The organism is Paenibacillus sp. FSL H7-0690, from assembly GCF_037980415.1.
GTDB classification, from domain to species: Bacteria; Bacillota; Bacilli; order Paenibacillales; family Paenibacillaceae; genus Paenibacillus_AQ; species Paenibacillus_AQ odorifer.
In genome coordinates this window covers 4,364,399-4,390,211 of sequence record NZ_CP150281.1, presented here as the reverse complement: position 1 = coordinate 4,390,211, position 25,813 = coordinate 4,364,399, and the positions used below count along the sequence as shown (strand labels likewise).

General features: G+C 39.9%; 21 protein-coding genes and 1 pseudogene. 18 read left to right on the top strand and 4 right to left on the bottom strand.

From position 1 onward, the window contains the following. The first annotated feature begins 950 nt into the window (after window positions 1-950). Window positions 951-2,582 (top strand): alkaline phosphatase, encoded by a 1,632-nt coding sequence (locus MHI32_RS19335; RefSeq protein ID WP_076127207.1) that lies wholly within the window; start codon window positions 951-953, stop codon window positions 2,580-2,582. 131 nt (window positions 2,583-2,713) lie between these two features. On the opposite strand, the gene MHI32_RS19330 is transcribed toward MHI32_RS19335, so the two are convergent. After that, on the bottom strand, window positions 2,714-3,760 hold the full coding sequence (locus MHI32_RS19330; protein WP_312148234.1) for a DUF418 domain-containing protein: 1,047 nt from the start codon (window positions 3,758-3,760) through the stop codon (window positions 2,714-2,716). Window positions 3,761-3,944: 184 nt separating this feature from the next. Here MHI32_RS19330 and MHI32_RS19325 point away from each other — a divergent pair, with 184 nt between their 5' ends. The 4 genes from MHI32_RS19325 to MHI32_RS19310 all read left to right on the top strand — a co-directional run bounded on the left by MHI32_RS19325 (window position 3,945) and on the right by MHI32_RS19310 (window position 8,279). After that, a complete protein-coding gene (locus MHI32_RS19325) occupies window positions 3,945-5,093 on the top strand; it encodes a VanZ family protein (RefSeq protein WP_076190757.1) in 1,149 nt (382 codons plus the stop codon). A gap of 153 nt (window positions 5,094-5,246) precedes the next feature. Next, the gene (locus MHI32_RS19320; protein ID WP_038572078.1) at window positions 5,247-6,014 is read left to right on the top strand and encodes an ABC transporter ATP-binding protein; all 768 of its coding nucleotides are present in this window, start codon (window positions 5,247-5,249) and stop codon (window positions 6,012-6,014) included. Then, window positions 6,001-7,920, top strand: a complete 1,920-nt coding sequence (locus MHI32_RS19315) for an ABC transporter permease (protein ID WP_076190763.1) — start codon at window positions 6,001-6,003, stop codon at window positions 7,918-7,920. Before MHI32_RS19320 ends, MHI32_RS19315 begins: the two co-directional genes overlap by 14 nt. Window positions 7,921-7,925: 5 nt before the next feature. Then, entirely contained in the window at window positions 7,926-8,279 is a 354-nt protein-coding gene (locus tag MHI32_RS19310; protein WP_036688737.1) for a YxeA family protein, read from the top strand. Between the two features lie 81 nt (window positions 8,280-8,360). Here the strand turns inward: MHI32_RS19310 and MHI32_RS19305 are convergent, their stop codons facing one another. Both MHI32_RS19305 and MHI32_RS19300 read right to left on the bottom strand, forming a co-directional pair. Next, entirely contained in the window at window positions 8,361-9,752 is a 1,392-nt protein-coding gene (locus MHI32_RS19305; protein WP_076190765.1) for a HAMP domain-containing sensor histidine kinase, read from the bottom strand. Window positions 9,753-9,758: 6 nt separating this feature from the next. Further along, the gene (locus MHI32_RS19300) at window positions 9,759-10,460 is read right to left on the bottom strand and encodes a response regulator transcription factor (protein ID WP_076127196.1); all 702 of its coding nucleotides are present in this window, start codon (window positions 10,458-10,460) and stop codon (window positions 9,759-9,761) included. On the opposite strand from MHI32_RS19300, the gene MHI32_RS19295 reads away from it, so the two are divergent. From MHI32_RS19295 to MHI32_RS19235, 13 genes and pseudogenes are all read left to right on the top strand, one after another. Next, window positions 10,432-10,824, top strand: coding sequence for a hypothetical protein (locus MHI32_RS19295; protein ID WP_081387783.1), 393 nt, complete (start codon window positions 10,432-10,434; stop codon window positions 10,822-10,824). The two genes, MHI32_RS19300 and MHI32_RS19295, sit on opposite strands and share 29 nt — an antisense overlap. Continuing rightward, window positions 10,802-11,050 (top strand): annotated as a pseudogene (locus MHI32_RS19290) (hypothetical protein); the annotation flags it as partial. The gene MHI32_RS19295 and the pseudogene MHI32_RS19290, both read left to right, overlap by 23 nt. Window positions 11,051-11,377: 327 nt before the next feature. Next, on the top strand, window positions 11,378-12,241 hold the full coding sequence (locus MHI32_RS19285; RefSeq protein WP_042129113.1) for a MurR/RpiR family transcriptional regulator: 864 nt from the start codon (window positions 11,378-11,380) through the stop codon (window positions 12,239-12,241). A gap of 573 nt (window positions 12,242-12,814) precedes the next feature. After that, complete coding sequence (gene murQ, locus MHI32_RS19280) at window positions 12,815-13,720, top strand: N-acetylmuramic acid 6-phosphate etherase (protein WP_076182833.1); 906 nt, start codon at window positions 12,815-12,817, stop codon at window positions 13,718-13,720. Between the two features lie 57 nt (window positions 13,721-13,777). After that, window positions 13,778-15,232 (top strand): extracellular solute-binding protein, encoded by a 1,455-nt coding sequence (locus MHI32_RS19275; protein ID WP_076190768.1) that lies wholly within the window; start codon window positions 13,778-13,780, stop codon window positions 15,230-15,232. A gap of 104 nt (window positions 15,233-15,336) precedes the next feature. Beyond that, on the top strand, window positions 15,337-16,239 hold the full coding sequence (locus MHI32_RS19270; RefSeq protein ID WP_060622964.1) for a sugar ABC transporter permease: 903 nt from the start codon (window positions 15,337-15,339) through the stop codon (window positions 16,237-16,239). A gap of 18 nt (window positions 16,240-16,257) precedes the next feature. Beyond that, window positions 16,258-17,118, top strand: a complete 861-nt coding sequence (locus MHI32_RS19265; RefSeq protein ID WP_076127188.1) for a carbohydrate ABC transporter permease — start codon at window positions 16,258-16,260, stop codon at window positions 17,116-17,118. Further along, a complete protein-coding gene (locus tag MHI32_RS19260; protein ID WP_076307688.1) occupies window positions 17,118-18,338 on the top strand; it encodes an anhydro-N-acetylmuramic acid kinase in 1,221 nt (406 codons plus the stop codon). Before MHI32_RS19265 ends, MHI32_RS19260 begins: the two co-directional genes overlap by 1 nt. Beyond that, entirely contained in the window at window positions 18,339-19,310 is a 972-nt protein-coding gene (locus MHI32_RS19255) for a GNAT family N-acetyltransferase (RefSeq protein WP_340010570.1), read from the top strand. It begins immediately after the preceding gene. A 2-nt stretch (window positions 19,311-19,312) separates the two neighbouring features. Beyond that, a complete protein-coding gene (locus MHI32_RS19250; RefSeq protein ID WP_076106428.1) occupies window positions 19,313-20,020 on the top strand; it encodes a PIG-L family deacetylase in 708 nt (235 codons plus the stop codon). 98 nt (window positions 20,021-20,118) lie between these two features. Further along, entirely contained in the window at window positions 20,119-21,261 is a 1,143-nt protein-coding gene (locus tag MHI32_RS19245) for a DUF1343 domain-containing protein (protein ID WP_076182821.1), read from the top strand. A 17-nt stretch (window positions 21,262-21,278) separates the two neighbouring features. Continuing rightward, window positions 21,279-22,841: a glycoside hydrolase family 3 protein gene (locus MHI32_RS19240; protein WP_340010568.1), complete on the top strand. Its 1,563-nt coding sequence runs from the start codon at window positions 21,279-21,281 to the stop codon at window positions 22,839-22,841. A 128-nt stretch (window positions 22,842-22,969) separates the two neighbouring features. After that, entirely contained in the window at window positions 22,970-23,887 is a 918-nt protein-coding gene (locus MHI32_RS19235) for a BadF/BadG/BcrA/BcrD ATPase family protein (protein ID WP_340010566.1), read from the top strand. Window positions 23,888-23,983: 96 nt separating this feature from the next. On the opposite strand, the gene MHI32_RS19230 is transcribed toward MHI32_RS19235, so the two are convergent. Continuing rightward, window positions 23,984-25,192: a GNAT family N-acetyltransferase gene (locus MHI32_RS19230; protein ID WP_340010565.1), complete on the bottom strand. Its 1,209-nt coding sequence runs from the start codon at window positions 25,190-25,192 to the stop codon at window positions 23,984-23,986. Between the last annotated feature and the right edge of the window lie 621 nt (window positions 25,193-25,813).

The window sequence follows — 25,813 nt, the reverse complement described above, 5'->3', positions numbered from 1 at the left end:
AGCAGAATCGGCAAGAGGGTTTGGGGTGGGTCATACGAAACCTAGAATTGGGATGATAAATTTAAGTGCCATCCATATATAGACCCCAGGTAAGCCGTGAATCAAAAATACGCAGATCCATGACAGTAAAGCTGCAGCCAACATTGTACTACCTAAATACCCGAATGTTTGAGTTATTTTTTTCATATTCGCTCCTAACGTATAAGAAAGTGTCTAATAGTTAGATGAATATAACTGGAAAATCACTTCGACTGCTAACCTATCCGAGGCTAGACCCGGTGATTTGGATAATACCACCGTAGGGAAATCTGAAAAACAATCATTTGTACAACTGTATTTGTCTTGTACCGTTCTTTGAAGTTAGTAATAGACTATATCAATCTCAGAGAAGGAGTTGATTTAGTTGGCTAACAGTGATATACGTCTTACTCTTTGGTCGGGTACTAATTTTACCAATCGCCGGATTCGATTCAGACGTGGAGGAGTTGCGGTTCGTGATCTTGGAGCGTTTCGGTTTAACAACGTTCTCTCGAGTTTCCGTCTCAGAAATGTTGTGCAGAGCTCTCAAGTAACGCTTGTACTATTTTCGCGAATTAACTTTCAGGGATCGTTCCGTGTATTCCGTGGCAGCCAAAACGTAGCGAACTTGAATAATTTTAACTTTAACAATGTCACATCTTCGTTGATATTGGTAGACCGTATCCTTACAAGCTCCGAAATTTCCCAAATTCAAAGCACGGGTAGAGCGCCTCGAGATGTCCTCGTAATAAGACAATAATAATGCAAAGGGTGCCCCTAGGGCGCCCCTTTTTTACAAATATCAGTAGCACAGGTCAAGACAAAATATGCATAGAATTTAATATAAAATAAGAGAATAGGTGCTGCTCCCGCAAACAATCCTCCTTTAAACTAGTAACGTACTTAACAAAATCTGCTAGAGGAGGATTCAAATGCGCAAAAAGGTTATCGGGACAATTTGCAGTACAGTTATGGTTTGCAGTCTGCTTGCAGCAGGCAATGGAACATCCTACGCCAATAACTCTGATGCTCCTACCAACAAATCGGTCAAAAACGTAATCCTGTTTATTACGGATGGGATGAGCTTATCCGATGTGAACTTGGCCAGATGGTATCAGGGAGGTCAGGCGCTTGCGATGGATAAGTATTTCAGCGGGCTGGTGAGAACCTATTCCACGGATTCACTGACCACAGATTCCGCTGCGGGAGCTACGGCTTATGCCACAGGCCATAAGGTTAAGAGCGAGACGGTATCCATACTTCCAGACCGAATAACGATGCCTTTCGTAAGCGCAGTTAAACCAGAGGACATGAACAAACCTCTGCCTACCCTTATGGATGCAGCGAGAATGGCAGGGAAAAGTACAGGAACAGTATTCACTTGTGAATTAACGGATGCGACACCAGCTACATTTTTAAGTCATGCATACACGCGTGACAATGCGCAGTCTATTGCAGAACAGATGGTCTATAGTGGTGTAGATGTACTACTTGGGGGCGGTTCCGGGTATTTGGTACCCGGCAAAGAAGACATTAACCGCAAGGACGGAGAAGATTTAACCAAAATCCTGAAATCAAATGGGTATGAATACGTAACGGATAAAGCAGGTTTAATGAATTCTAAAACGAATAAAATCTGGGGACTATTCAACCCCGAAGCACTGGATGCTGATTTTGACCTGAACCCGCAAAAGCAACCGAGCCTTGCCGAAATGACCAATGTAGCGATAGAGAAGTTGTCACAGAACGAGAATGGTTTTATTCTGATGGTCGAAGCAAGCCAGATTGACTGGTATGGTCATGATAACGATCCAGTGGGGATTATGAGTGAGACCTTAGCGTTTGATAAAGCCTTCAAAGCCGCTGTTGATTTTGCAGAAAAAGACGGGAATACAGCAGTCTTATCGGTTTCGGATCATGCTACCGGCGGGCTCAATATGACGAACTATGATTCTACCAAAGACCTAATCTCCGTGCTGAAGAAAGCGAAGCACACCAGTTATTACATTGAAGGCAGTATTAATGAGAGCAATTTCAAAAAGGTCCTTGCGGATAATTATGGACTTAGTGATCTAACCAAAGAAGAAGCGGATCAAGTCAGATTGGGAATGCAGGACAACCTTTCGCCAGTCATCGGTAAAATTTTGGGGGATAAAATAGGAGTAACCTTCTCTACGGATGATCACACATCGGAAGAAGTTGGATTGTTCGCCTACCATCCGGCTAATTTTAAACCGACCGATTTCATGAACAGCGGTGTAATCCAGAATACGGATGTGAATAAGTATATTCAAGAAGTAACCGGACTCAATCTGGCGCAGCTTCAGGATACACTGTACGTATCCAGTGATAAATTCAAGGCCAAAGGAGCTACGATTACCCTAGATAAGACCGATAAGACTAATCCGGTGGTTGTAGTGAAAAAAGCAGGCCAAGTTCTCAAGCTGCCTATAGATAAAAATATCGCCATTCAGGATGGCAAAACAACGAAACTAAATGTGCTGACAGTAATGATTAAAGATAAAGTGTGGATTTCGCAGGATGCTTTGGACTTAATTCTCTAATTCTTAAAGTTCATGTTGTGATCTGTCGCCTAAAAGTTAAAGCGCTTAAACCCAAAAACCCCTTTTTAAAAGGGGTTTTTGGGTTTAGATAAGAAATTCCGACTTGAATTGAGGCGAGGAAAGCGAAGCTTTTATCGTTTTATTGCAGGCTTTGTTCCATAGGTCATCAAGCGCCAAACCTTTTCTAAAGGGCCCATGGAAAAAAACTTGAACCAAATGGTGCTAAAAATGATTTGAATCATATAAATCAGAACTGCGATGTAGAGAATATCTTTTGGTGAAACGACTTCGAGACCTATCATTGAAATGATTGCCGTCCCTATAATGCTTTGTGCTACATAATTTGTAAACGCCATTTGACCCACCCGTGATATGGGTTTCAGGAATTTCACCATTTGTTTATTTTCTAATAGTAGAAATAATGTTGTTAAGTAGAACAAAGTGGTTGGGAGAGATCCTAAGCCCGTAACTGAATCTACATTGCTGTTCCCATTTTGAGAAGCGTTCCAAATCCATAGTGAAAAACCAATGAACAACAGAAATGATACCATTTGAATCCATCTAATGGGTCTTGTTAATTCTTGTATGTGTGTCAGCCAACCTGACTTTGCGGTTAAAAAACCAGCTAAAAACATAATAAAGATTTGTATAGCGTCATTAGAAAAAATATCAAGAATAGATGAGACTGCCCCTTGAGAAGGCAGGAATATTTTTACCACTAAGGAAATGATGTAAATGGATGTCATACCCATAAGCCACTTTTTAAGTGTAGAAACCGTTGTGTGATAAAAAGGGATCAGAAACAATCCGATAATGGCATATGCGGGCAGAATGGTTCCCCAAAAGATAAATACATGAATGATTCCCAGCAGCAAAAGGATTAGTAAACGTCTAGCCATACGCCATCTGGGTTTATCTCCCCGGCTTTCGGCTCTTGAGGCGAAAATGTATAGACCTACACCAAATAGGAATGAAAAAATAGAAAAGAACTTTTTTTGTACGAAGATGATTATCAAGCTATGGATGATTCCATTAATGCCACTATAGTCTGGTAAGGGATCTCCTTCCATAATAACTTTAAAGGCTCCAACATTTATAAGCAGAATGCCAAAAAGAGCAAGTCCGCGAATGATGTCGAGTGAAATGATTCTTTCTTTTTGCGAAATGGAGGGATTCATTAATAGTGCTCCTTTGAAAATATTTTTATTTGCCTAGGAGTCAGTATAAGTTGCGAACCTTACATTAAATTGATGCCAACATTACAGGATCCTTAAATTTGATAAAATGTTCCAACTCCAGTTGAATTAGAATCAGTTTTATGGTTAATATGAATACTAAATCATTTTGGGGTGTGAACTAGAAATGTCAGCATATACTCAACCGATCTTTGTGGCAGCGATCTTTTTTGTCGTTTTAGCATTTGCCTTTTTTATCCCATGGCTCATTTATACCTATAGAAAATATAATTACCTTCCCTTTTCTACCACGTTAATTTCGTTTTCGTTTATCTTTTACTTTCTAGCAGCGTTATTTTTAGTATTGTTGCCGTTGCCGGAAATACGTAACACTTGTTCTCTTCAAAAACCGGGTACACAACATTATTCACTTATGCCATTTCAATTTATAGTGGGCACCTTTGGGAATAGTGGCATCGTGTTATCACAGCCTGCAACTTATAGGCTATTATTTAGCCAACCCTCATTCTATCAAGCGTTTTTTAATTTCTTGCTATTATTACCTTTTGGTGTTTATCTGCGATACTTTTTTCATGATAAGAAATATTGGAAGAAAGCTCTAGGCTTCACGTTCTTATTAACTTTATTTTATGAGATAACACAGGTAACCGGCATTTACGGGATTTATAATTGCCCTTATCGTATTTTTGATGTGGATGATTTATTGTTAAATACTACTGGCGGTGTACTGGGGTTCTTTATTGCTCCAGCTGTGTTGGCGTTATTCCCGTCAAAAAAGAAAATTAAGGAGAAAGCGGAAAGATTATTAGCGCTTGATGAAGTAAGAGGGATGTCTGTGTTACTGGCTGTTATTATTGATCTATTTATCAGCAACCTAGTAGTTAAAGTTGTGTTGAGTATGACCAACGTTAATATGGTTAGTGAATTTATTGCAAGCACCATTACACTTTCTGTAACCTTTTTTATTATTCCGATGATTTGGAATGGATCGACAATCGGTACGAAAATAATGCGTTATCGCTATGACAGTAAAATAAGTCGAGTGGAAACGAACAAGCGATTATTTAAACGCTTTGGTGCCATTTACGCGATGTACTTCATAACAGTCATTGCGAAAACGTTGAATAATGTGGAAATATCAATGGATTCTCCATTTTATAAGGCATCTATATTCTTAACGCTAGGTGCTGGATTGACCTCTCTCATTTTAACGATCGTATTGTTCGTTCATGTTATATTAGTCGTGTTTGGCAAACAAAAACGCCGCTTTTACTTTGATGAAGCTTCTGATTTATATACAACCAGAAAAAAATGAATGCTATTCAATAGCAAAGGGATACTCCGTAGTCTTAAATGGCTACAGGGTATCTTTTTTTTGTAGATTTAAGCTTGTTGTAAGGTTGGCATGAATTTGCTGTAAGGTTCGGTGCCTATAGTATAAGTATCAGCAAATTATGAGGTGAAATGAATGGAACCATTATTAAAAGTAGAAAACGTAAAAAAAGTGTACGGGAAGTTAAGTGCTGCTTACACAGCGTTGGAAAACGTGTCTTTTGACATTCATGAAGGTGAGTTTGTAGGGATTATGGGACCTTCCGGAGCGGGAAAATCAACCTTGCTAAATTTGTTAGCAACCATAGATTCTCCAACAGAAGGAAAGATATATATGAAGAACAAGAGTATTCATGATCTGAAGGAAGCAGCTTTGTCAGACTTCCGGCGTGAACATCTCGGGTTCATCTTTCAAGATTACAATTTACTCGATTCCTTGACGGTAAAGGAGAACATATTGCTTCCCCTGGCGATTGCTAAAATTCCAGCGAAGAAAATTAATCACCTTGTGACTCAGATCTCTAAAGTATTTGGGATTGAAGATTTACTGGGGAAATATCCTTACCAAATCTCTGGGGGTCAAAAGCAAAGAACCGCTGCGGCTAGAGCGCTCGTGACAGAGCCAGCACTGATTTTGGCTGATGAACCAACAGGTGCACTTGACTCCAAATCAGCAACAGATTTATTGGAAAGCTTAAGTACTTTAAATGAAAATAACAATTCGACCATTATGATGGTGACCCATGATGCCTTTGCCGCAAGCTTCTGCCGCCGGATCATTTTCATCAAGGATGGTTCATTTTCAACAGAAATCTATCGTCGTGATCAGACACGCAAAGCCTTCTTCCAAGAGATCTTAGATGTTCATGCGGCCATTGGGGGTGAGGTAGATGACGTTATTTAGTCTAGCAAGAAAAAATATAGCCAGAAACTTCTCGCAATATTTTTTATACATCGCATCGATGGTGTTTAGTATCATCATTTACTTTACATTTGTGACCTTAAAATATAGTGATACGATAGCTGAACAGACGGCTTCATCCCAAAAACTGGGTTCCCTAATGAGTGGAGCGGCAGTCATTCTTATCTTTTTCGTGTTCATATTTATAGCTTATTCCAATTCATTTTTTATGAAAAAACGTAAAAAAGAAGTCGCACTGTATGCGTTGCTGGGGGTACGTAATCGTCAAATAGGCTTTATGCTCTTTTTCGAAAATTTATTGTTAGGATTATTCTCTTTAGTAGTAGGAATTGTACTTGGGTTCCTATGTTCAAAAGGATTTATGACGATTTTAATTCATTTAATGGGTTATGACGTTGTAGCACCCTTTACATTTTCAGCGGCGGCAGCGATGAACACGGTTATCGTATTTCTAGTTATATTCTTAGTAACATCGTTTCAAGGCTATCGCTTGATTTATCAATTTAAGTTGATTGATTTATTTCATGCTTCCAAAAAGGGAGAAGTGGCGCCTAAACCATCTATGATAGTAGCTGTTCTTGGAGTGTTACTCATTGTCTTGGGCTATTGGCTTGCAATGCAGGACCTTTTCACTTCTAAGGTATGGGAAAAAATTGGATTGCCCTTGACTGTATTAATTATTTTAACAACGGTTATTTTGGGTACATTTTTATTGTTCCACAGTGTGACTGGCTTTGTGTTAGCAATGATTAAGAAAAATGAAAGGTGGCTTTGGAAAGGCCTTCATGTCATTACTATTTCGCAGCTGCTCTATCGTATTCGTGGGAACGCACGTACATTAACTGTGATTGCCGTGTTGAGTGCTACGACAGTAACTGCCGGTGGAGCGGTCTATGGCCTTTATTACAATACGAATGACTCGGCGAAAACGATTAATCCGAATACCTTTATGTATCAATCCACAGATGCAGAAATGGACAAGCAAGTGAGTGCTGTAGTATCAGATACAAAATACGATAAAAATATTGAAGCACTATCCATTACGTTTCATACGAAAGAGTTAAACTCGCCATCAACATTCGATAGCTCTGATAAAAGAGGATATACAGTTATCGATGAAAAAACATACAACCAATTAGCAAGTTTACAACATAAAGAAAAATTAGATGTAAAGGACGGCTACGCGGTTATTTTAGATATCGGATATGACAAAAGGTTCTCACCTATATATACAGGAAAAACTATAACAACAGGAAACGGCCATCCTCTCACATTCCAAAGCTTTAAAACGCAAAGCGTATTGAATGTAGGTACAGCAGGTATAACCGTGGTAGTCTCGGATGACCAGTATAAAGTGTTGCAAAATGATGGGGAAGTGCTACGCTATCGTGTTCTTGGGGTAGAGGATGCCTCTGTGGATTTATCTGCAAAAATTGCAAACCAATTACCTGAAGAAGCGCTATTTTCAAGCAGGCCTCAAGATTTCCAAACAAGCTTGGAAAGTGTGGGTTCTCTACTTTTTATAGGAAGTTTCCTTGGACTCGTATTTCTGGCTGCAACAGGCAGTATCATTTACTTTAAAGTTTTAACTGAGGCAGAAGAAGATAAAGCACAGTACAATATGCTGCATAAAATGGGTGTCAGTGCAAAAGAAATGCGGAAATCCATTGCGTCACAGGTATTCGTTATCTTTGTTGTACCGCTTATAGTAGGGTTATTGCATAGTGTAGTGGCTTTAAAAGCATTCTCTAGTCTACTGATGATAGATTTAGCAAAGCCAGTGTTGCTCTGGATGATTGCTTATACCATAATTTATGGGTTGTATTATTTCTTAACCATAGCTTCATACAATCGTATTATCACACTAAATAATAGAACAGAAGGATGATTGAGATGAAAAAATTTCTAATTACTATGGGTATTTTGTTTGTTATTGGGGTTGTAGGTGTCTTTGCTCTAGCAAAGATTGATTTCAATCGCATGAATGCCGAAAATTACTATTTACAAATTACAGAGGATGGGGAACCCCATGAATATAAACTGAGTGATGGTACAGTGATGACTTCCTATTCCTATACACTAGAAGCTACAAATGCCAAAGGTAATACAATTCCACTGGAATTTAATGCACAAAAAAATCTTCGTAAAGGCGCCTACTTAAAAATGTATGTAAAAAAAGGTGATCAAGTCTCCTCATATGATGAAGTGAAGGTAGAGGATATTCCGCTAAAAGCAATAAAAAACTAATAAATTGAAGAAGGGCTGTCTCCAATAAAGGTAATGGAGCACAGCCCTTTTCTCTGCTAATGAGTAGGTAAGTCATTTGTATTATAAAAGTATAGTAATGGTGGTACCGGTATTTTCATCGCTCGTCAAATCGAGTTTCCCCTCATGAGCCCAAATAATATCTCTGGCGATGGCCATTCCTAACCCAGTTCCATGCTTGCTCGTTGTGTTTGTACCCCGATAGTAGCGTTCGAAAACCTGTTCCAGATCTTTAGCTGGAATACCCTGGCCATTATCAGAAATTGTAATTTGGGTATGCGGACTAATGGTTTCCACTCGAATCTTCACCACAACATTTTCATCGTTATGCACCAGCGCGTTGTAGATCAAGTTAAGGATCGCTCGTTTTAGTAATTTTTTATCTACTTTATGTACAGCTTTAACCACATTTGCCTCAAACTCTATCTTCCGTTCACCAAAGGTCGGGTCATTTAAAAGTTCAATCGTCATTTCTCGTAGAAACTGAACGAGATTCACCTCTTCAAATTGCAGGGATAGCTGGTGATTACGCAAACGTGTCGTTAAATTGAGGTCATCTAACAGATCTTTCATATACATCGATTTACTCTTGATAATTGACGTGTATTCCTGTAATTCTTGGGCTGTTAAATCTGTGGCACTGTCGTTAATAAATTCTGCATAACCTTGAATAGAAGCAAGTGGTGTCTTCATGTCATGTGAAACATTGCTAATCCATTCCTCACGCATTTGATCGAGACGTTTACGTTCCTCTTCATGTCGATCGAGCTTTTCAGATAGTTCATTCATATTACGAAAAACATCTTCATAAACACCTTTGGGAGTAGGCATTTTCTTAAAACGTCGTTCCCTGAGCTGTTGAATACCCTCTATTAATGTATGAAGGGGTGCAGTTAACTTTTTCCCAAATAGAAATCCAATGAGGATTACAATAAGCACATCAACGATTAAAAAAATGAAAAGAAAAACATTAACATCTTTGAAAATTTTAGCGTAGTCATAGGTCATTACGTACCGGCCTATTTTTGGATTATTAATCCCTAAAAAGTAACTGAAATTTTGGGCTTCGCTGACAAAAACCGTCGTGCGTGCATCTAATTCTTTATATTTATACATTTGTACAATTTCAATAGGAGAATACTCTGTTTTCAATTCTTCAGGGGTATAAAAGGCAGCTGCTTGCTCCCCTTGGTCATTCAAGAATTGTACCCAGGCACTCATTTCTTGTAGTTTTTTGAGACCTTCTTCATTCACAACAGGTTTGCCGGCCTGTAATTCTACGTATTGTGAAAAGGTCCGGCTAAAGGTTTCTGCAGATGCTTCTTCAGTGCCAAAGTTATTATTATTTACCTTTATAACGAATAAGGAAAGGAACAAAATCGCGTTTACAATACCAACGATCACAACAATAGTCATAACCGATCTTAAAAAGCGGAGTGTCAATTTCCATTTCAACTAGTCTCACTCCTTGGTATTTAATTTATAACCTAACCCTTTAACCGTCAAAATAAAGGAAGGATTTGAAGGGTCGGCCTCAATTTTTTCGCGTAAGCGCCGAATATGTACCATCACTGTATTATCGGAACCAAAAAAGTCCTCACCCCACGCCTGTCCAAACAAGGTTTCTTTGCTTAGAATCTGATTGGGATGATGCATAAAACAGCTCATTAAACCGACTTCTTTGGCGGTTAGCACGAGGACCTCGCCATTCTTTTTTAATTCTGTCTCATTGGCACTAAGCTCAAAGGGGCCAGCTTGTAAGCTTTTCGGAGCTTTTTTTTCTTCTGTAAAGCCAGCTCTTCTCAGTTGTGCCTTTACCCGATAAGCGACTTCTTTCGGACTGAACGGTTTAGTAATATAATCATCGCCACCTATCGCCAGTCCTAACAGCTTATTAATTTCCTCGTCTTTTGCAGACATAAATAAGATGGGTGCATTTGATGTTTCCCGAATTTTTCTGCATAAGTCATATCCTTCTCCATCTGGGAGCATAATATCAAGCAATATAAGCTCAGGATTATACTCCTGGAACTTGTCCCAACCCTCTGCAACGGTCCCGGCAGTTACAACGTCTGGAACACCTTCTTTATGTAAAACAGCCTTCATCAGACGCGCTAAATCATCTTCATCGTCTATGATTAATACCCATTTACGACTTGCCATTTATTTCCCTCCAAATCCGTCTTTATGTACATTATTACATTATAAAGAACTCTTTATTTCTTGCGCAAAAAAATCGCAAAAGAAAGACTTGCATGAAGATGGATATTACTTAGACGAACATAGCAAAGCAATATTCGGTCATTTATTAAAATTCATTCTAGATATAGTCAAATCCGGTAAGGAGGAGAACTTGTTACGCCCCCTGCCTTCCATGGCATTGATCTGCACTGTATATGGCCCTTTGAAGATGTTCGCTAAAATGATGGAAGAAGGTGAGTTACTGTATTCGCTTGAGCTCGAAGAAGAACTTGCAGACAGCTTTTGGAATGCCATTAGATGGCTTGATTGCAGCCCTGGGCGTTGATTACAGCATATTCCTGATGATGCGGTATAACGAGCTTGAAGGGGATGTTGGATCACCTGCGCCGCGTTGATTCCTTCGGGTAACGACACTTATACAGGTAGCATTCGTATTAATCATTGCACTATTATTACTAAGTGTAGCGGCCATGCCGGTGTTCTTGACTACATTAAAGCAGCTTGCTAGCAAATTAAATGGTTCAAGTACGGTGCTACATCACAGGATGTAGTTGACAAATTGAGTCATATTTAGACGGCAGTGAAATTTAAAAATACATGCGTATTACGTATGCTGAGAACAATAGAAAGAATCTTCGGGGACCTTTGTGGTCCCTTGTTTCACCATATCAGAAAGTATATAATTATCGACTATACCTTACAACTTTATTACGCTATAATCAACGTAAAGTCACCAGATGTCCTAAGAGTAGGATGATTTTAATAGATTAATTAATATTAGCTTTGATATGCCGAAACGTATTTTGTTATTGAAATAGGTTGTTTATATTGTTTATGATATTAATAAAGGTGTTAATTAAATCTAGAGTAGGTAGATTATGAGTCTAAATGACAACGTATTAATTAAAATTCGTGATATGCGAGAGAGTTTTACACCAGTTGAACGATTGGTCGGAGATTACATTTTAGAAAATACGGAAGAGATCCCTCATTTGTCGATTAAGGAATTGGCTCAATCGAGTAAGACAAGCGATGCATCTGTCCTTCGTTTCTGTAAGACGATGGGTTACAGCGGATACCGCAATTTTATTGTGAGTATATCGGCATCTTTGGGTTCTCGTGATGAGGATTCAAAGGCTCAATATACAGATATTCAGCCAGGTGATGATCTCTCGACAATTATATCAAATATTTCATTGAATAATTGCAAGTCCATTGAGGATACGCTTAGTGTTATTGATCGAAAAGAAATTACAAGAGCTGTAGAATTACTATGTCATAGTAAGCGAATTGTTTTCTTTGGAATAGGTGCTTCGGGACTCGTTTGTATGGACGGGGAACAGAAGTTCTCGCGAATTAATAAGATGTGTCATGCCTATACAGATGGTCATAGTCAGCTCACGGCAGCAACTTTACTTGAGAAAGATGATGTTGCCATTTTCATTTCTAACTCTGGAGCAACTAGTGATATTATTGATGCACTGGAAATTGCCCAAAAGAATAGAGCGAAATGTATTGCGATTACGAAGTACAATAAAAGTGAGCTTGCGGAGCGGGCGGATATTGTACTGAGCATATCCACACCTGAAATAACAATCCGCAGTGGGGCTATGGGCTCGCGTATTGCGATGCTTACGATCATCGACATATTATTTGCTGGTGTCGCAAGTGCAGAATATGAAGAAGTAAAAACCTACTTAACAAAAACGCATAATATATTAAAGAAAAAACTTAGAAATTAGGTTCTGATAGAATGAATGTGAAGGAAAGCATTGATCATGGATCAATGCTTTCCTTTTTTTGTATTCCATTCGCTTATTCGTGTACTAAAATGTACTACATATCAATCCATGTTAGATTATCTACATGATGAATACGTCGATCTAATGAATATAATAAGTAGTTTAATTCAATAATTAATAGCTTGGCACACAATAATGAGGAAGAAAATGAATGGAATCGAAGACGAAACATCATCCGGTTGAACGCGGATGATGTAACTTTATGTTTCGTTTAGAGCGATAATCAGCAAATAATACATTTTTTTAAATCGCTTTAACCTTAGAGCCATAGCGATCAAAGCAATTGGTAAAAATTTAAATTGTATCTTGTAAGCGCTTTATAAATGTGGTATAACATAGTATGTAAGAAATGAAATAAAACATCAGAATTTAATTTCTTTATGAAATTATATTTCAAAATCTATTGACGAAGCGATGGTGTTGTATTAGTATAAGAGCATAATAATTGTAAGTTAATATAACACGTTTTGTTAACTAGGTGACAGATTGAGACTGGGAAGAAGGAGGATGGCTATGAATGACTACCTTGCGGGATTGACAACAGAGGCTGTGAATCCAGACACATTAATGATTGATGAATGTACTACGGAAGAAATGATCCAGTTAATGAATCAACAAGATGCACTGGTCCCCAGAGCTATAACTGAGGAGATTCCGCAGATTGCAAAGGCGGTAGATATTCTACATCATAGGTTGTCTAATGGTGGAAGAATGTTTTACATAGGAGCTGGCTCATCAGGAAGATTAGGTGTTCTGGATGCTTCCGAATGTCCTCCTACCTTTGGTACAGATCCTTCCTTGGTGCAGGGCTATATCGCTGGTGGTGATATTGCTTTGCGTACTGCGGTTGAAGGCTGTGAAGACGATATGGATGAAGGGATCGCATTAATCGAAAGCATTGGTGTAACAAACAAAGATGTACTAATTGGGATTTCGGCAAGCGGTAGTGCAAACTACGTTATTGCAGCTTTAGCGAAAGCAAAGGAACTTGGAGCAGCTACTATCGGTGTTTGTAACAACAGAGGCTCAAAGTTCGAACCCATTGTAGATGTTTGTATAACACCTGTTGTAGGACCTGAGGTCATTAGCGGTTCGACTCGATTAAAGGCAGGAACTGCTCAGAAGTTGGTGCTTAATATGCTGACAACATGCACAATGGTCAAGTTAGGAAAAACGTACAACAACTTGATGGTTGATCTGAAGGCTAGTAATTTTAAGCTCGTAGATCGCTCGATTCGTATCATCATGAACACGACTGGTGTAGATACATCAACCGCCGCAGAAACACTTGAAAAAGCATCTATGAACTGTAAGCTGGCAATTATGATGATTAAATCGGGGTTAGATGCAAAAGAAGCAGAACAAGTACTTAACGCAAACGGAGGACGCTTGAAACAGGCAATCGCATCATTGGTTTAGGTGTGAAAAGTGGAATAACAGGATGGATGCTATTAATAATTGAGGGGGCTGTTTTCGATGAAAAAAAGATCACGTGGATTAACTCTGTTTTTGTCAGGAATCATGATGGTATCACTCTTATCGGCTTGCGGTGGAAACGGAAATAACGCTACAACTTCTACAGATTCCGGTAATACAGGAACTAGTAACGGTGGTTCTGAGCCTAAAAAGGATACGATTACAGCACTTTTACCTCCGATATCAGCGAACTATCAAACACGTTTTGCTGATATGGAAAAAGAATTTAATACACTACATCCTAACTTGACTTTGAAAATCGAACCAGCGAGCTGGGAAGATATGACGCAAAAACTTGATACTCAAGTAAATGCAGGTTCTCCTCCAGATATTGCTTTTATCGGTGCTTCAGGAATTTCGAAATATGCAGCACTTAATGTACTAATCGACCTTAACGGTGCCCTTTCTGATGAAGCCAAGGCCGATTATGACGAAGTTCCATTGAAATATTTCCAACTAGGTGACGCTCAATACGGCCTACCAGCATATATGGAAATCCACACTATCGGTGGTAACAAACAATTCCTTGAAGAAGCCGGAATTGATTGGAAAAGCATTCAACAAAACGGTTGGACTTATGAAGAGTTCCGTAATGCAATTTCTAAAGGCGTAGTGAAAAATGATAAAGGTGAAACTACTCGTTATGGTTTCGTGTTTGCAACATCTGGTGTAGCATCTAAAGACTATCTAGCTATTCTTGCTAAAACTGCAGGTTTACCAGATTACTTCGATAAAGATCTTAAATATACGTATACAAGCAAAAACTTCTTGGGGCTACTTACATCTATTCGCGAAATGATCAACGATGGTTCTATGCCTAAAGAGCTAAGCTCTATCGATGCTGGCAAACGGTGGAACATGTTCCTAACGGGCCAAACGATGATCACAGGTAAAGGTTTATCTGCATTTGAAAACTCTGCTCGTCTAAACAATGAGAAGATTAAAGCGAACGATGGTTCAGCTGTTGCAGATTCTATTGAAGTTGATTATATTTCACTTCCAGTCCCAACATTCAACGGTGCCGATTATGTCCCTACTTCAATCGTTGATGGTTATATCGCACTTCGTGGTAAAAAAGCTCCATCTGAAGAGCACATCAAAAATATTGCCCTAGCAACGAATTTCTTGTCTTCTGGTTCAATTGCTGCTAACTACAGTAATGAGCTGTTCTTATCACCAATTACTGAATCTGCACGTAATGCAGAAGTACTTGAAAAATTCCCTCGTAACGAAGATAACGTTGCTGCAGGTAAAGCTATGATGGCAAAAGCGCTTCCGGCTCGTACAGATATTCCTACTGATCTGGCTGCTGAAGCATTAAAAATTGAAACAGAAGTTATTATTCCTAAACTACAAGCCTTACTTGCAAATGAGATTGCTCCACAAGAAATGTATGATGCAGTTAAAGCGGCTGCAATTAAATCTTTCGGTAAAGATGGTATTGTAGTTGACTAGTCTGTCGTAGGCTGACATGTGAAAGCTGTGCGTAGCTAGAACGTACAGCTTTCCTTCTAAATTAGCTAGAGCTTGTACTGTTTTTAGAAGAGAGGTGCGACCCAATGAATCAAACGTTGACTAAAAGAAAAAAATTGAAGCTCGAAAGTGACTCAGGTTGGGGATACGCGTTTATCGCAGTAGCACTTATTGCGTTTTCTTTATTTACCGCATATCCAGTCATCAATGCTTTTATTATCAGCTTACAAAAATATGGTCCATTAGGATCCACTTTTGTCGGCATGGATAACTTCGTTAACTCGTTTTCAGATGAACTTTTCTGGAAAGCGCTGAAAAACACGTTAGTATATACGCTATTAACTGTTCCGTTTAATATTCTTCTGTCATTTTTAATTTCAATTTTGATTATTCCTTTCAAGAAAAAAACACAAACGATCTTTAAAGCACTATATTACTTGCCAGCCGTAGCATCTGGTGTAGCGCTTTCTGTTGTGTGGCTGTGGATCTTCGATCCTTTAAAATCAGGTATTGCCAATAAGCTCGTGAGTTTTTTAGGTATTGAAAATCAAAACTGGCTTGGTTCCAGTGCAACTGCAATGTTCTCACTTGTGTTAATGTCATGGTTATCAAGTCATGGTACAGCAATTATTATTTATATAGCCGCATTACTCGCTATTGATAACAGCTATTATGAAGCAGCTGAAATTGATGGCGCGTCTTTCCTGCAAAAGCTTTGGTTTATCGTTGTCCCTTTCCTTAAGCCAACAACGCTATTCCTACTTGTTACGGGTGTTATCGGTTCCTTCCAAGTATTCCAAAACGCTTATCTTATGACAGGCGGTGGACCAGACCATGCAACAACAATGGTAGGTTTGTTAATCTTTAACAATGCGTTCACATATTTTGAGTTTGGTGAGGCAGCGGCACAATCATTAGTTCTAGCAGCGATTATCGGATTTATCTCATTCCTTCAATTCAAGTTTATAGGTAAAGATGTAGAATACTAGGAAAAGGAGCAGAATACTATGGGTTTGTACAACAATAGCTTAAGAAGCAAAGGGTATCTGTTTATACGTAATGGTGCAAACATTACGTTCCTTATCCTATTCGCCGCAGCTACCATATTCCCGATATACTTTATGGTCATTTCCTCGTTCGGTGATCCGGTAGAAGCTGGTGCAATGAGCTATTCTATCCTACCAAAGAAGATTTCATTTGAATCTTATAAATTCTTTTTTAACTTTAGCCCACATACATGGGACTGGTTATTGAACTCTTTTATAGTGGCAGCGTGTATCACGGTATCTAACGTATTTTTTGCTACTCTTGCTGGATATGCTTTTGCAAAAATGAAATTTAAAGGGAAAAACATTTTGTTCGCTATTTTGCTGGGATCTATGATGATTCCTGTTCAAGTTACTCAGGTTCCACTATATATTTTGATCGTAAATATTTTTGAATTACAAAATACGTACACTGCGTTGATTATGCCGAGCATAGTAACGGTATACAATATCTTCTTGGTTAAGCAGTTCATGTCCTCCATTCCAGGTGAAATTATTGAATCTGCTAAAATCGAAGGTTGTTCCCAGCCTAAAATCTTCTGGTATATCATTATGCCTCTATCTAAAACAATTATGGCAGTACTAGCAATCCTAACGTTCATGGCGGCATGGAATGACTTTTTCTGGCCGTTCCTAGTAACGAATACGATGGATATGCAAACCATTCAGGTCGGCTTGAAAAACTTTCGCTTTGCGAATACAACTTACTTTGCACCGATGATGGCGGGGGCAACCATTTCAGCAGTTCCAATGTTTATTTTATTCTTCAGTTTACAAAAATACTTCCTTGAAGGGGTAACAGTTGGAGCGGTGAAAGGTTAATGGACAAACAATCAAAAGTGGATGCAACATACTTAGTTGGCTTGATGTCAGGTACATCAGTAGATGGTATTGATGCAGCAGTAGTTAAGCTTTTCCCTTCAGCCGAAAAAGAGCATGGAGTAGAGATTGAATTACTGGCTTTTGAAAACACACCTTTTGAGGTGCAAGTTAGAAACTCCATATTTGAGCTTTTTGATCCCGCTAGCGCTACGATTGATAAGGTTGGTGCAATGAATATGTGGCTTGGCGAATTATACGCCCAAGCCACATTATCCGTTATAGGGAAATGCGGCCTTTCGCCTTCGCAAATATTCGCAGTAGGATCGCATGGTCAAACAATCTATCATGCTCCGGAAGAGAATGTTATGGGCGGCTATAATCTGCATTGTACCGTTCAGATTGGGGATGGTGCAGTTATCGCCAATCGCACAGGGATTCCTTGCGTATCAGACTTTCGAGTTGCTGACATGGCAATGGGTGGACAAGGAGCTCCGTTAGTACCATTTACCGAATACTTATTGTTTAACAATCCAGAGAAAACACTTCTGATGCAAAATATTGGCGGAATAGGCAATGTGACTGTTTTGCCTGTAAATGCCTCACCGGATGAGGTATTTGCTTTTGATACGGGTCCTGGAAATATGATTATCGATGGCCTTGTATCGCAATTATTTATACCAATGACAATGGATGTTAATGGCGAAATTGGTGCGGGCGGTCAAGTGATTGATGAGCTATTGAAATGGATGCAGCAGGATAAATATTATACGATGCCGTTACCAAAATCGACAGGCAGAGAACGGTTTGGCCAACAATACGTGGCACAAATTATTGAAATGATGAAGGTTAATCACTGGAAAGCAGAAGATGTTGTTACAACAGCTACGTACTTAACTGCCTGGAGCATCGTCGATAGCTATGAACGGTATATTGCACCGCAGCACCAGGCTGAGCAATTGTTAATTGGCGGCGGTGGAAGCTATAACAAGACGCTTTTGCGTGATTTGCAGCACTTATTTGCACCGCATAACGTGCAGGTGCTGACGCAGGAGGATATCGGTGGTAATAGTGATGCTAAGGAAGCAATTGCTTTTGCTCTGCTAGCGTATTACACGATGGAGCGCTTACCCAACAATATCCCGCTAGTAACTGGAGCTTCACAGCCAGTAGTAATGGGCAAAATTTCCTGGCCCTATATTGGACGTTCACAGGAGGCTTAAATGTTGCAAATCAGACCCTTTTCAATTGAAGATCACTCTGCAGTTGTAGAGCTTTGGAATCGTGAGGCTACAAAATATGATTATAAGCCATTTACAGAGCGAGAGTTTCAAGATACATTCATCGACCATCCTTATTTTGACGCTGACTGTATATGGGTAGGCTGTGACGAAAAAGGGATTGTTGGTTTTGCAGCTGGCTGCTGCGGCTCTGATCTCCCTCTTGGAGATGTGGCCGGTTATATTACGAGTGTTATTATAGATTCCCATGTGGCTTCTCTGGAGCTTTACGATGCTTTTCTATTGCGTTTAGAAAAAAGATTCCAAGAACTTGGGAAAAGACAAGCGGATGTATTGTTTTTCAACCCTGTTAAGCTGAAGTGGAGTATACCAAGTGCACCTCAGCATGAGCATAATAATGCCCCGGGCATCAGTAAGGATCAGCCATTATATGAAGCTTTAATGGCTAGAGGCTACGAAGATCGAGCGACGCAATGCGGCATGTATTTAAAACTCGGAAGCTTTATAGTTCCCGAAGATATTTTAGATAAGGAAACCAATGCAAATAGCAAGGACTATTACATTACGTCCTATGTCCCTGATTTACATACAGGGCTTGAAGCAACGCTTGCTGCCCTGCAAAATCCGCAGTGGAAGAAGGATATTGTTACTTATGTGAAGGTTGGCGCACCACTTGTAGTAGCTGTGTACGGCAACGAGGTTGTGGGCTTTGCAGGTCCAATTATTTCGCAGCCTGATGGAAGAGCATTTTTTTGCGGTATCGGAGTGCACCCAGAGCATGAGGGTCATGGTCTTGGCAGTGTATTATTTTTCCGAATGGTTGAAGCTTTTCAAAATGTGGGCTGTCAATATATCTCTCTATTCACTGGAAATAATAATCCGGCTCTTCGAATCTATCAAAAAGCGGGCTTTACTATTGAAAAACAATTTTCTATATTGCGGAGGGAACTTTAAAGATGAGCGAAAAATTCACAGTATTAGCAATTGGAGCGCATGTTGGTGATGTGGAGCTAGCTTCTGGTGGTGTGCTCGCTAGTCATAGTTTAAAGGGAGATCGCATTGTGACATTAGCGTTAACTGCGGGTGAACGAGGGGTCCCGGCAGGACAGGATATGAAGGAATATCGTCAGCAAAAAGTGAAAGAGGCACAGGTTTTTGCGGATATGCTAGGTGGTGAAGCCATTGTATTCGATGATTATTGTGACGGAGAGTTGCCTGACAATCAAGAAATTCGTATGGAGGTTTGTGATGTAATTCGTCGCGTGAAGCCTAACATTATTATTACACACTGGAAAAACAGTATGCATAAGGACCATGCGCTAACGCATCATATCGTAAATGATGCCCGTTTCTTCGCAAGTCTATCATCCTTTGAACGAGCGCTCCCCGCGCACTTTGCAGCAAGATTATATTACTCCGAAAACTGGGAGGATGCGGTTGATTATGTCCCTTACGTATATGTGGATTTCGATCAAGCGGCATTTGATCTATGGATAGATGCTTTAAGCAAGCATTGGTTTGTGACGAATAGCAAATCTTTCAAATACATGGATTACTATAAAGCACTAGCAGTTGTTCGCGGCTGTGAAGCAAGAAAGACATATGCAGAAGCATTTATGGTGCCAGCTGAAACGGTGAAGGTTAGGCAGTCTAGTCTTTGGTAACTATTCAACTAGCTAAGAGGGAGTGTTTCTATGTATTGCAGGAAACATTCCCTTGTTCTATCCATTTATGCGAAAAAGCAGCTAGGAGGCAGCTTCATATGGTGTTAAATGGGATTGATTCTATAACGAATTATCGTTATTTGTTCGAAGGTAAGCGCGTAGGATTGATTACAGCGCCGACAGGTCTTACGAAGGATTTTGCATCAACGATTACTATTTTACATGAAAATTTTAATCTTGCTGCGATGTTTTCACCTGAGCATGGCGTTCGCGGAGATTTGGATGCAGGGGCAGTAGTAGACACTTACATGGATCCTTTTACGAATGTTCCAGTCTATAGCTTGTACCGTAAAGACTCCAAGCGTTTAACAAAAGAAATGCTGAATGAAGTAGACATCATTGTATACGATATTCAAGATGTTGGTGTACGCTATTACACATTTATTTATACGATGCTGTATGCACTTGAAGATTGTGCAAATGCAGGTGTGGAATTTGTTGTTCTTGATCGTGTTAATCCGCTTAACGGGGTAACGGTAGAAGGGAATGTCTTGAAGCCCGGCTTCAAATCATTTGTTGGAAATTACGAGCTAGCCGTGCGATACGGCTTAACAGCAGGTGAGGTAGCAACGATGGCAAATGATCAAATGAATTGGAATGCATCGCTGCATGTCGTTCGTTTGGAAGGCTGGGAACGGAGCATGTCCTTCCCGGATACAGGATTAACTTGGGTTCATCCTTCACTTGGAATACCACGATATGAAACGGCGTTATTATATACAGGAACATGTTTATTTGAAGGCACAAACTGCTCCGAAGGACGTGGAACAACGTTCCCTTTTGAAATGATTGGTGCTCCGTTCATTCAAGCGCAGCAATTGGCAGATGAGATGAATGCAAAAGGTATCCCGGGTGTGCTTTTTCGTCCAGTTCATTTCAAGCCAACGTCATCTAAACATTGTGGCGAGCTATGCGGCGGGGTACAAATTTACATTACAGATCTCCAAGTGCTGAGGCCTTTAGAAGTTGGGGTAACCTTATTATTTACGATAAGAGATTTGTACGAGCAATTTTCATTCCTGCCTCCTGTGAAGGAGGGCTCTCGTCCATTTATCGATTTGCTGGGGGGAGACAACATGTATCGTACGGACAATATGCAAGCCAAGCAGCTGCTTGAACAGTTTGCAGCGGAAAGCAAGCAATTTGCAGAAATAACACAGCAGTATCATTTATATCGCTAGAGGAAGGTGAATAATTGATGAGAACAATAGAACATATGAGCCTGCGCGAAAAGATTGGACAAATGTTCGTAACAGGCTTCCCTTCAACCGAGATCACTCCTGAGCTGAAGGAAGTTATTGAGCATTATAAAGTCGGCAATATTATTTTATTCTCACATAATATCGACAATAAATATCAATTAGGCGAGCTTGTTACTGAGCTGCAGCAATGGTACACGACACATACTGGTATCCCGGGCTTTATTACGATCGACCAAGAAGGCGGTCGAGTCACTCGTATGCCTAAAGACGCGACCAATGTTGCTGGAGCCATGGCAATTGCTTCTTCAGGACGACCTGAAAATGCGTATGCAGCAGGCAGAATGACTGCCAGAGAATTGAAAGCATTAGGTATTAATTTTAATCTAGCTCCAGTTATGGACGTTAACAATAATGCATTGAATCCAGTCATAAATGTTCGTTCCTATGGTGATTCTGTTGCAACAGTATCCCAGTATGGAATTCAAATGATGAAGGGATTGCTCGATGGAGGCGTCATGTCCTCACTTAAGCATTTTCCAGGTCATGGTGATACAAATGTCGATTCACATATTGGCTTGCCTACCATTGAAAAAACACTTGAGGAATTAGAGCAGCTTGAGCTGCTGCCGTTTAAGGCCGCAATTGAGCAAGGCGCTCAAGCGATTATGAGTGCACATATTTTATTTCCGAAAATTGAAAAATCCGGTGTGCCCGGAACTATGTCTCATACCATTATTACAGAGATATTAAAAGGAAAATTAGGATATAAAGGGTTAGTTGTATCGGATTGTTTAGAAATGGACGCGATCAAACGATACTATGGTACGGCAAAAGGAGCGTTAGGAGCTGTTAAAGCAGGTATTGATTTGGTATTCATTAGTCATACTCCTGAGACAGTGAAGGAAGCGATTCATTTGATCGAAGAAGCTGTAGCCACCGGTGATTTGGATGAAGCGCTGATTGATGCAGCTGTTACAAAAATTTTAGCTTATAAAGCACAATATGCGACGATTGAGGAGCTAGATTATGAACTAGTTGGCTGCGATGTACATCGCCGAGCAAATGAGCTAATGCGTACGGAAACGATCTGCCTCATGAAAGGTGAGCTCCAGCCCATTCATACCGGTGACGAGCAAGTGTTATTTATGGGTTCCTATTCATACCGCACCGATCTTGCGTCCAGCAGCTTGAATCAAGCTCTTAGCTTTCCGCAATATATAGGGGAGCATTTTAATACAGCTTATGAGATTATCGACATTGACCCGAGCGAGGAGCAAATCAACGCTGCGCTGCCAAAGGTACAAGGCTACAAGCATATTGTTATCGGCTTGTTCAATGCGCGTGAAAACAAAGGTCAGCTTGCGCTTGTTCAGAAGCTGCTGGCAGCAGGCTGCAAAGTAACGGCCATTACATTAGGTCGCCCGTATGATTTACCGTTAATCGAAGGCGAGTTCTGCGGAATTGCGGCATTTGAGTATACACTTGATGCATTCAAATCACTCCTTCCAATCCTAAATGGTGAGGTTGTACCCACCGCCAATATTACGATACAGATGTAGACAAGCATAAACGCCTTCGGCGTCCTTTCAAGGACGGCAAGCGTTTCTGCGAGAAATATAAGGATAATATATCGCGTGAAACATATAAATTCTTATCTTTGAAAAAAGTACAACAAGGGGACATAGGTATGGCATTTATCGTTGGAATTGATGGGGGTGGCACGAAAACAGCTGTCACCATTACGCATGACCAGGAAGACTCTTTATTCACCTTTACTGTAGGGCCTATTAATTATAACGGTGGTGATGCTGATGCTATTGCCGCCTCCTTTGAGGAAATTTTTAGTCAAACGAAGCTCTACTGCGGTAATTTACAAGAAGTTGCTCATATATGTATAGGTGCGGCAGGAATAAGTAATCCGCTGGTCATCAATTTTTTGGAGCAGCATGTGAGAAATAACGGTTATATCGGGCCATTAACGATTACAGGCGATCAAGAAACTGCATTATACGGGGCACAAAATGCGATGCAAGGCATCATTCTCATTGCCGGTACAGGATCGATTTGCTTCGGGGTCAATGAAAAAGGAGAGCAGCATCGCACAGGAGGCTTTGGTCATCTGATTGATGACGAGGGAAGCGGTTATAGCATTGGGCGCGATCTATTATCTGTATTAGTTCAAGTGGAGGACGGAAGAATAACCGATACGGTCATCCCAGCGATGGTATATGATCAGCTTGGCTTAAGTACTGTGAAAGAGATTATTGGCTTTGTTTATGATAAAAATACGACGAAAAAAGATATTGCGCAGCTCGCACCGATTATGACGACCGCATGCGAGAAGGGCGATGCACATGCACTAGTGTTAGCGGAGAAATGTGCAGCCAATCTATATGAGCTTGTTGTGCCTGTTATTGAACGGCTTAAGCTATATGAAAGTCCGATTGCGATTGCAGGAAGTGTGCTGCAAAAGTCTCGCTTTGTGAAAGAAGCCTTGGAGCGAAAGCTCGCACAGAGCTACCCGCAAACAAAGCTGATTTTGCCGATTAAGGATGCAGCCTACGGTGCTGTCCTGTTAGGAAGATCAAAAATGAACAACGACTAGTTTTTATCGCTATGGAAAAATAAGGGTGTGTCATAAGTCCGAGCAGTTGGACTTGCGACACACCCTTATTTTAAAATGGTAGGAATCAAAAATGGCTTAAAATTTATCGGTCAAATAAAACACGGCTTGTTGTTTCGGAAATAGAGCTTGAAGGATGTTAGCGTCCTCCGTACTGTCCTTTGCTGCGCCTGCTTCATTATAGCCGAACATGATATAAGTCATTAGCTCGCGTTCATCTACTTCTATTGAAGTATAGGGATTGGTATGATTACTAGCATCCGAAACAGAAAGCTGCTTTTGCTTATAATCCAAGTAGATACAGTCCTCATTGCTGCGAAGTGCAATATGCAGCTCCTGGCCTGCAATTATGTTGCTACGGTTTAGGCGATCTTCTAATTCAGGCTGAAGCTTATGGAAAGTTGAACTGAGATTGATCATTTTCCACATCGCCATATTGATTTGAATTGAATTTGCTTGATGCTGTTGGTAATAGGAATATAGCTTATGGTCCTCTGGGAGCATCGCTAATATTTGCTTTGCATTTTGGCGCAGCTGACATAAGGCATGAAACAAAGCTTCAACACCGTTTTCGGCTTCGTTCAAATACAATAATTCATTAATAAATACTTGTTCAGTATCTTTCTTTTCAATGATGCCATAAGCGACGATTTTCCCATTTCTGCGAAGGAGCAAGCAGTCAACTTTCTTCCATTCCGGCCAGGTCAATAAATCATTCCAATACGTTTTACTTCGGATCACGGTGTAGGTACGATTCTTATTAAATTGTTCATAGATGAAACGGATATCATCGAGATAACAGGCTTCAAAAGGAATGATTTCATCACTGCTTTGCTGCTGCTCCAAACTTGCTGGTTTTTCAATTGCGAAAGCAGTCTCGGGAATAAGTCTCCAGCCAGCTTTTTCATAAAACGCATGCTTACTAGCCAAAAGTAAGCTTATATCATAATCGGTTTCTTTCATATAGTTGGTCTGCGCATGAAGAATTTTGTGTGCAAGCCCCAGCCCGCGGTAATTTAGATCTGTACCGACACTCCCCATTGCACCCGTTTTCAAGATCGCTTGACCGACTCTAATATGAAACGGAAAAATTTGTACATTAGATGCAATCTTATCGTCAACCATCGCAAACCATGTTGTATCTGGATCATATGTGGTGTCTAGGTCTAATCTTTCTTGGAAATAAGCTCGGCCTACGGAAAAGCATTCATCTAAAATATCGTAAATCTTTTCAAGCTGCTCTCTAGTTGGATGGTTCATTACGATGATGTTTGGTGTCGTCGTCATCTTTCATTTCCTCCTGCGCCGTAATGTTGGGATAAATTTAATAAATGAAAAAAACGGTTTTTTTGAAATTTAATTTCTTAACTTATAGTTTAATGTTGAAAAAAAATTTCGTCAATAATGGAACGTGTGGAATCATAGAAGTGATACAAAATTTAGATTGCTCAATATAGTCAAATGAGTATTAGGAAAATAGCGACTTCGGCTGAGCAATTACAAGCACAAAGCGCACAAATGAAGGCGCAGCTTAAAAAGAAGAATGATAAACCGTTCAAGAACTTTTTGCGAAAAATCGGAAATATTTTCATACCAATGATTCCTGCATGGACGGACTTATTTATACTCTGACGCAGTAATCCGCACCATTGCAGATAAGAGGCGAGTCCTTTACCAACACAGAATTTCAAACAGATGTAATTGCCATAATTGAGTTGTCAGATGAGTAGCTTTGCGCAGCAAAAAAACTGGATAAATTGTTAATTTCACCCCTATAGTCACTAAAATCGATTATAATAAAATTTATGTTCATGTCGATCACCTATCCTAAGTTAATAGGATCATCATACGCAAAAAGGCATAGTGCTGAATCGCCTATGCTATAAGGGTTATAGAGTTTTTAAATAC

Excerpts from the sequence above, each read along its gene's own strand:
- MHI32_RS19335 (WP_076127207.1), top strand. The coding sequence starts at position 951 with ATGCGCAAAAAGGTTATCGGGACAATTTGCAGTACAGTTATGGTTTGC.
- MHI32_RS19330 (WP_312148234.1), bottom strand. The coding sequence starts at position 3,760 with ATGAATCCCTCCATTTCGCAAAAAGAAAGAATCATTTCACTCGACATC.
- MHI32_RS19325 (WP_076190757.1), top strand. The coding sequence starts at position 3,945 with ATGTCAGCATATACTCAACCGATCTTTGTGGCAGCGATCTTTTTTGTC.
- MHI32_RS19320 (WP_038572078.1), top strand. The coding sequence starts at position 5,247 with ATGGAACCATTATTAAAAGTAGAAAACGTAAAAAAAGTGTACGGGAAG.
- MHI32_RS19315 (WP_076190763.1), top strand. The coding sequence starts at position 6,001 with ATGACGTTATTTAGTCTAGCAAGAAAAAATATAGCCAGAAACTTCTCG.
- MHI32_RS19310 (WP_036688737.1), top strand. The coding sequence starts at position 7,926 with ATGAAAAAATTTCTAATTACTATGGGTATTTTGTTTGTTATTGGGGTT.
- MHI32_RS19295 (WP_081387783.1), top strand. The coding sequence starts at position 10,432 with ATGATTAATACCCATTTACGACTTGCCATTTATTTCCCTCCAAATCCG.
- MHI32_RS19300 (WP_076127196.1), bottom strand. The coding sequence starts at position 10,460 with ATGGCAAGTCGTAAATGGGTATTAATCATAGACGATGAAGATGATTTA.
- MHI32_RS19285 (WP_042129113.1), top strand. The coding sequence starts at position 11,378 with ATGAGTCTAAATGACAACGTATTAATTAAAATTCGTGATATGCGAGAG.
- murQ (WP_076182833.1), top strand. The coding sequence starts at position 12,815 with ATGAATGACTACCTTGCGGGATTGACAACAGAGGCTGTGAATCCAGAC.
- MHI32_RS19275 (WP_076190768.1), top strand. The coding sequence starts at position 13,778 with ATGAAAAAAAGATCACGTGGATTAACTCTGTTTTTGTCAGGAATCATG.
- MHI32_RS19270 (WP_060622964.1), top strand. The coding sequence starts at position 15,337 with ATGAATCAAACGTTGACTAAAAGAAAAAAATTGAAGCTCGAAAGTGAC.
- MHI32_RS19265 (WP_076127188.1), top strand. The coding sequence starts at position 16,258 with ATGGGTTTGTACAACAATAGCTTAAGAAGCAAAGGGTATCTGTTTATA.
- MHI32_RS19260 (WP_076307688.1), top strand. The coding sequence starts at position 17,118 with ATGGACAAACAATCAAAAGTGGATGCAACATACTTAGTTGGCTTGATG.
- MHI32_RS19255 (WP_340010570.1), top strand. The coding sequence starts at position 18,339 with ATGTTGCAAATCAGACCCTTTTCAATTGAAGATCACTCTGCAGTTGTA.
- MHI32_RS19250 (WP_076106428.1), top strand. The coding sequence starts at position 19,313 with ATGAGCGAAAAATTCACAGTATTAGCAATTGGAGCGCATGTTGGTGAT.
- MHI32_RS19245 (WP_076182821.1), top strand. The coding sequence starts at position 20,119 with ATGGTGTTAAATGGGATTGATTCTATAACGAATTATCGTTATTTGTTC.
- MHI32_RS19240 (WP_340010568.1), top strand. The coding sequence starts at position 21,279 with ATGAGAACAATAGAACATATGAGCCTGCGCGAAAAGATTGGACAAATG.
- MHI32_RS19235 (WP_340010566.1), top strand. The coding sequence starts at position 22,970 with ATGGCATTTATCGTTGGAATTGATGGGGGTGGCACGAAAACAGCTGTC.
- MHI32_RS19230 (WP_340010565.1), bottom strand. The coding sequence starts at position 25,192 with ATGACGACGACACCAAACATCATCGTAATGAACCATCCAACTAGAGAG.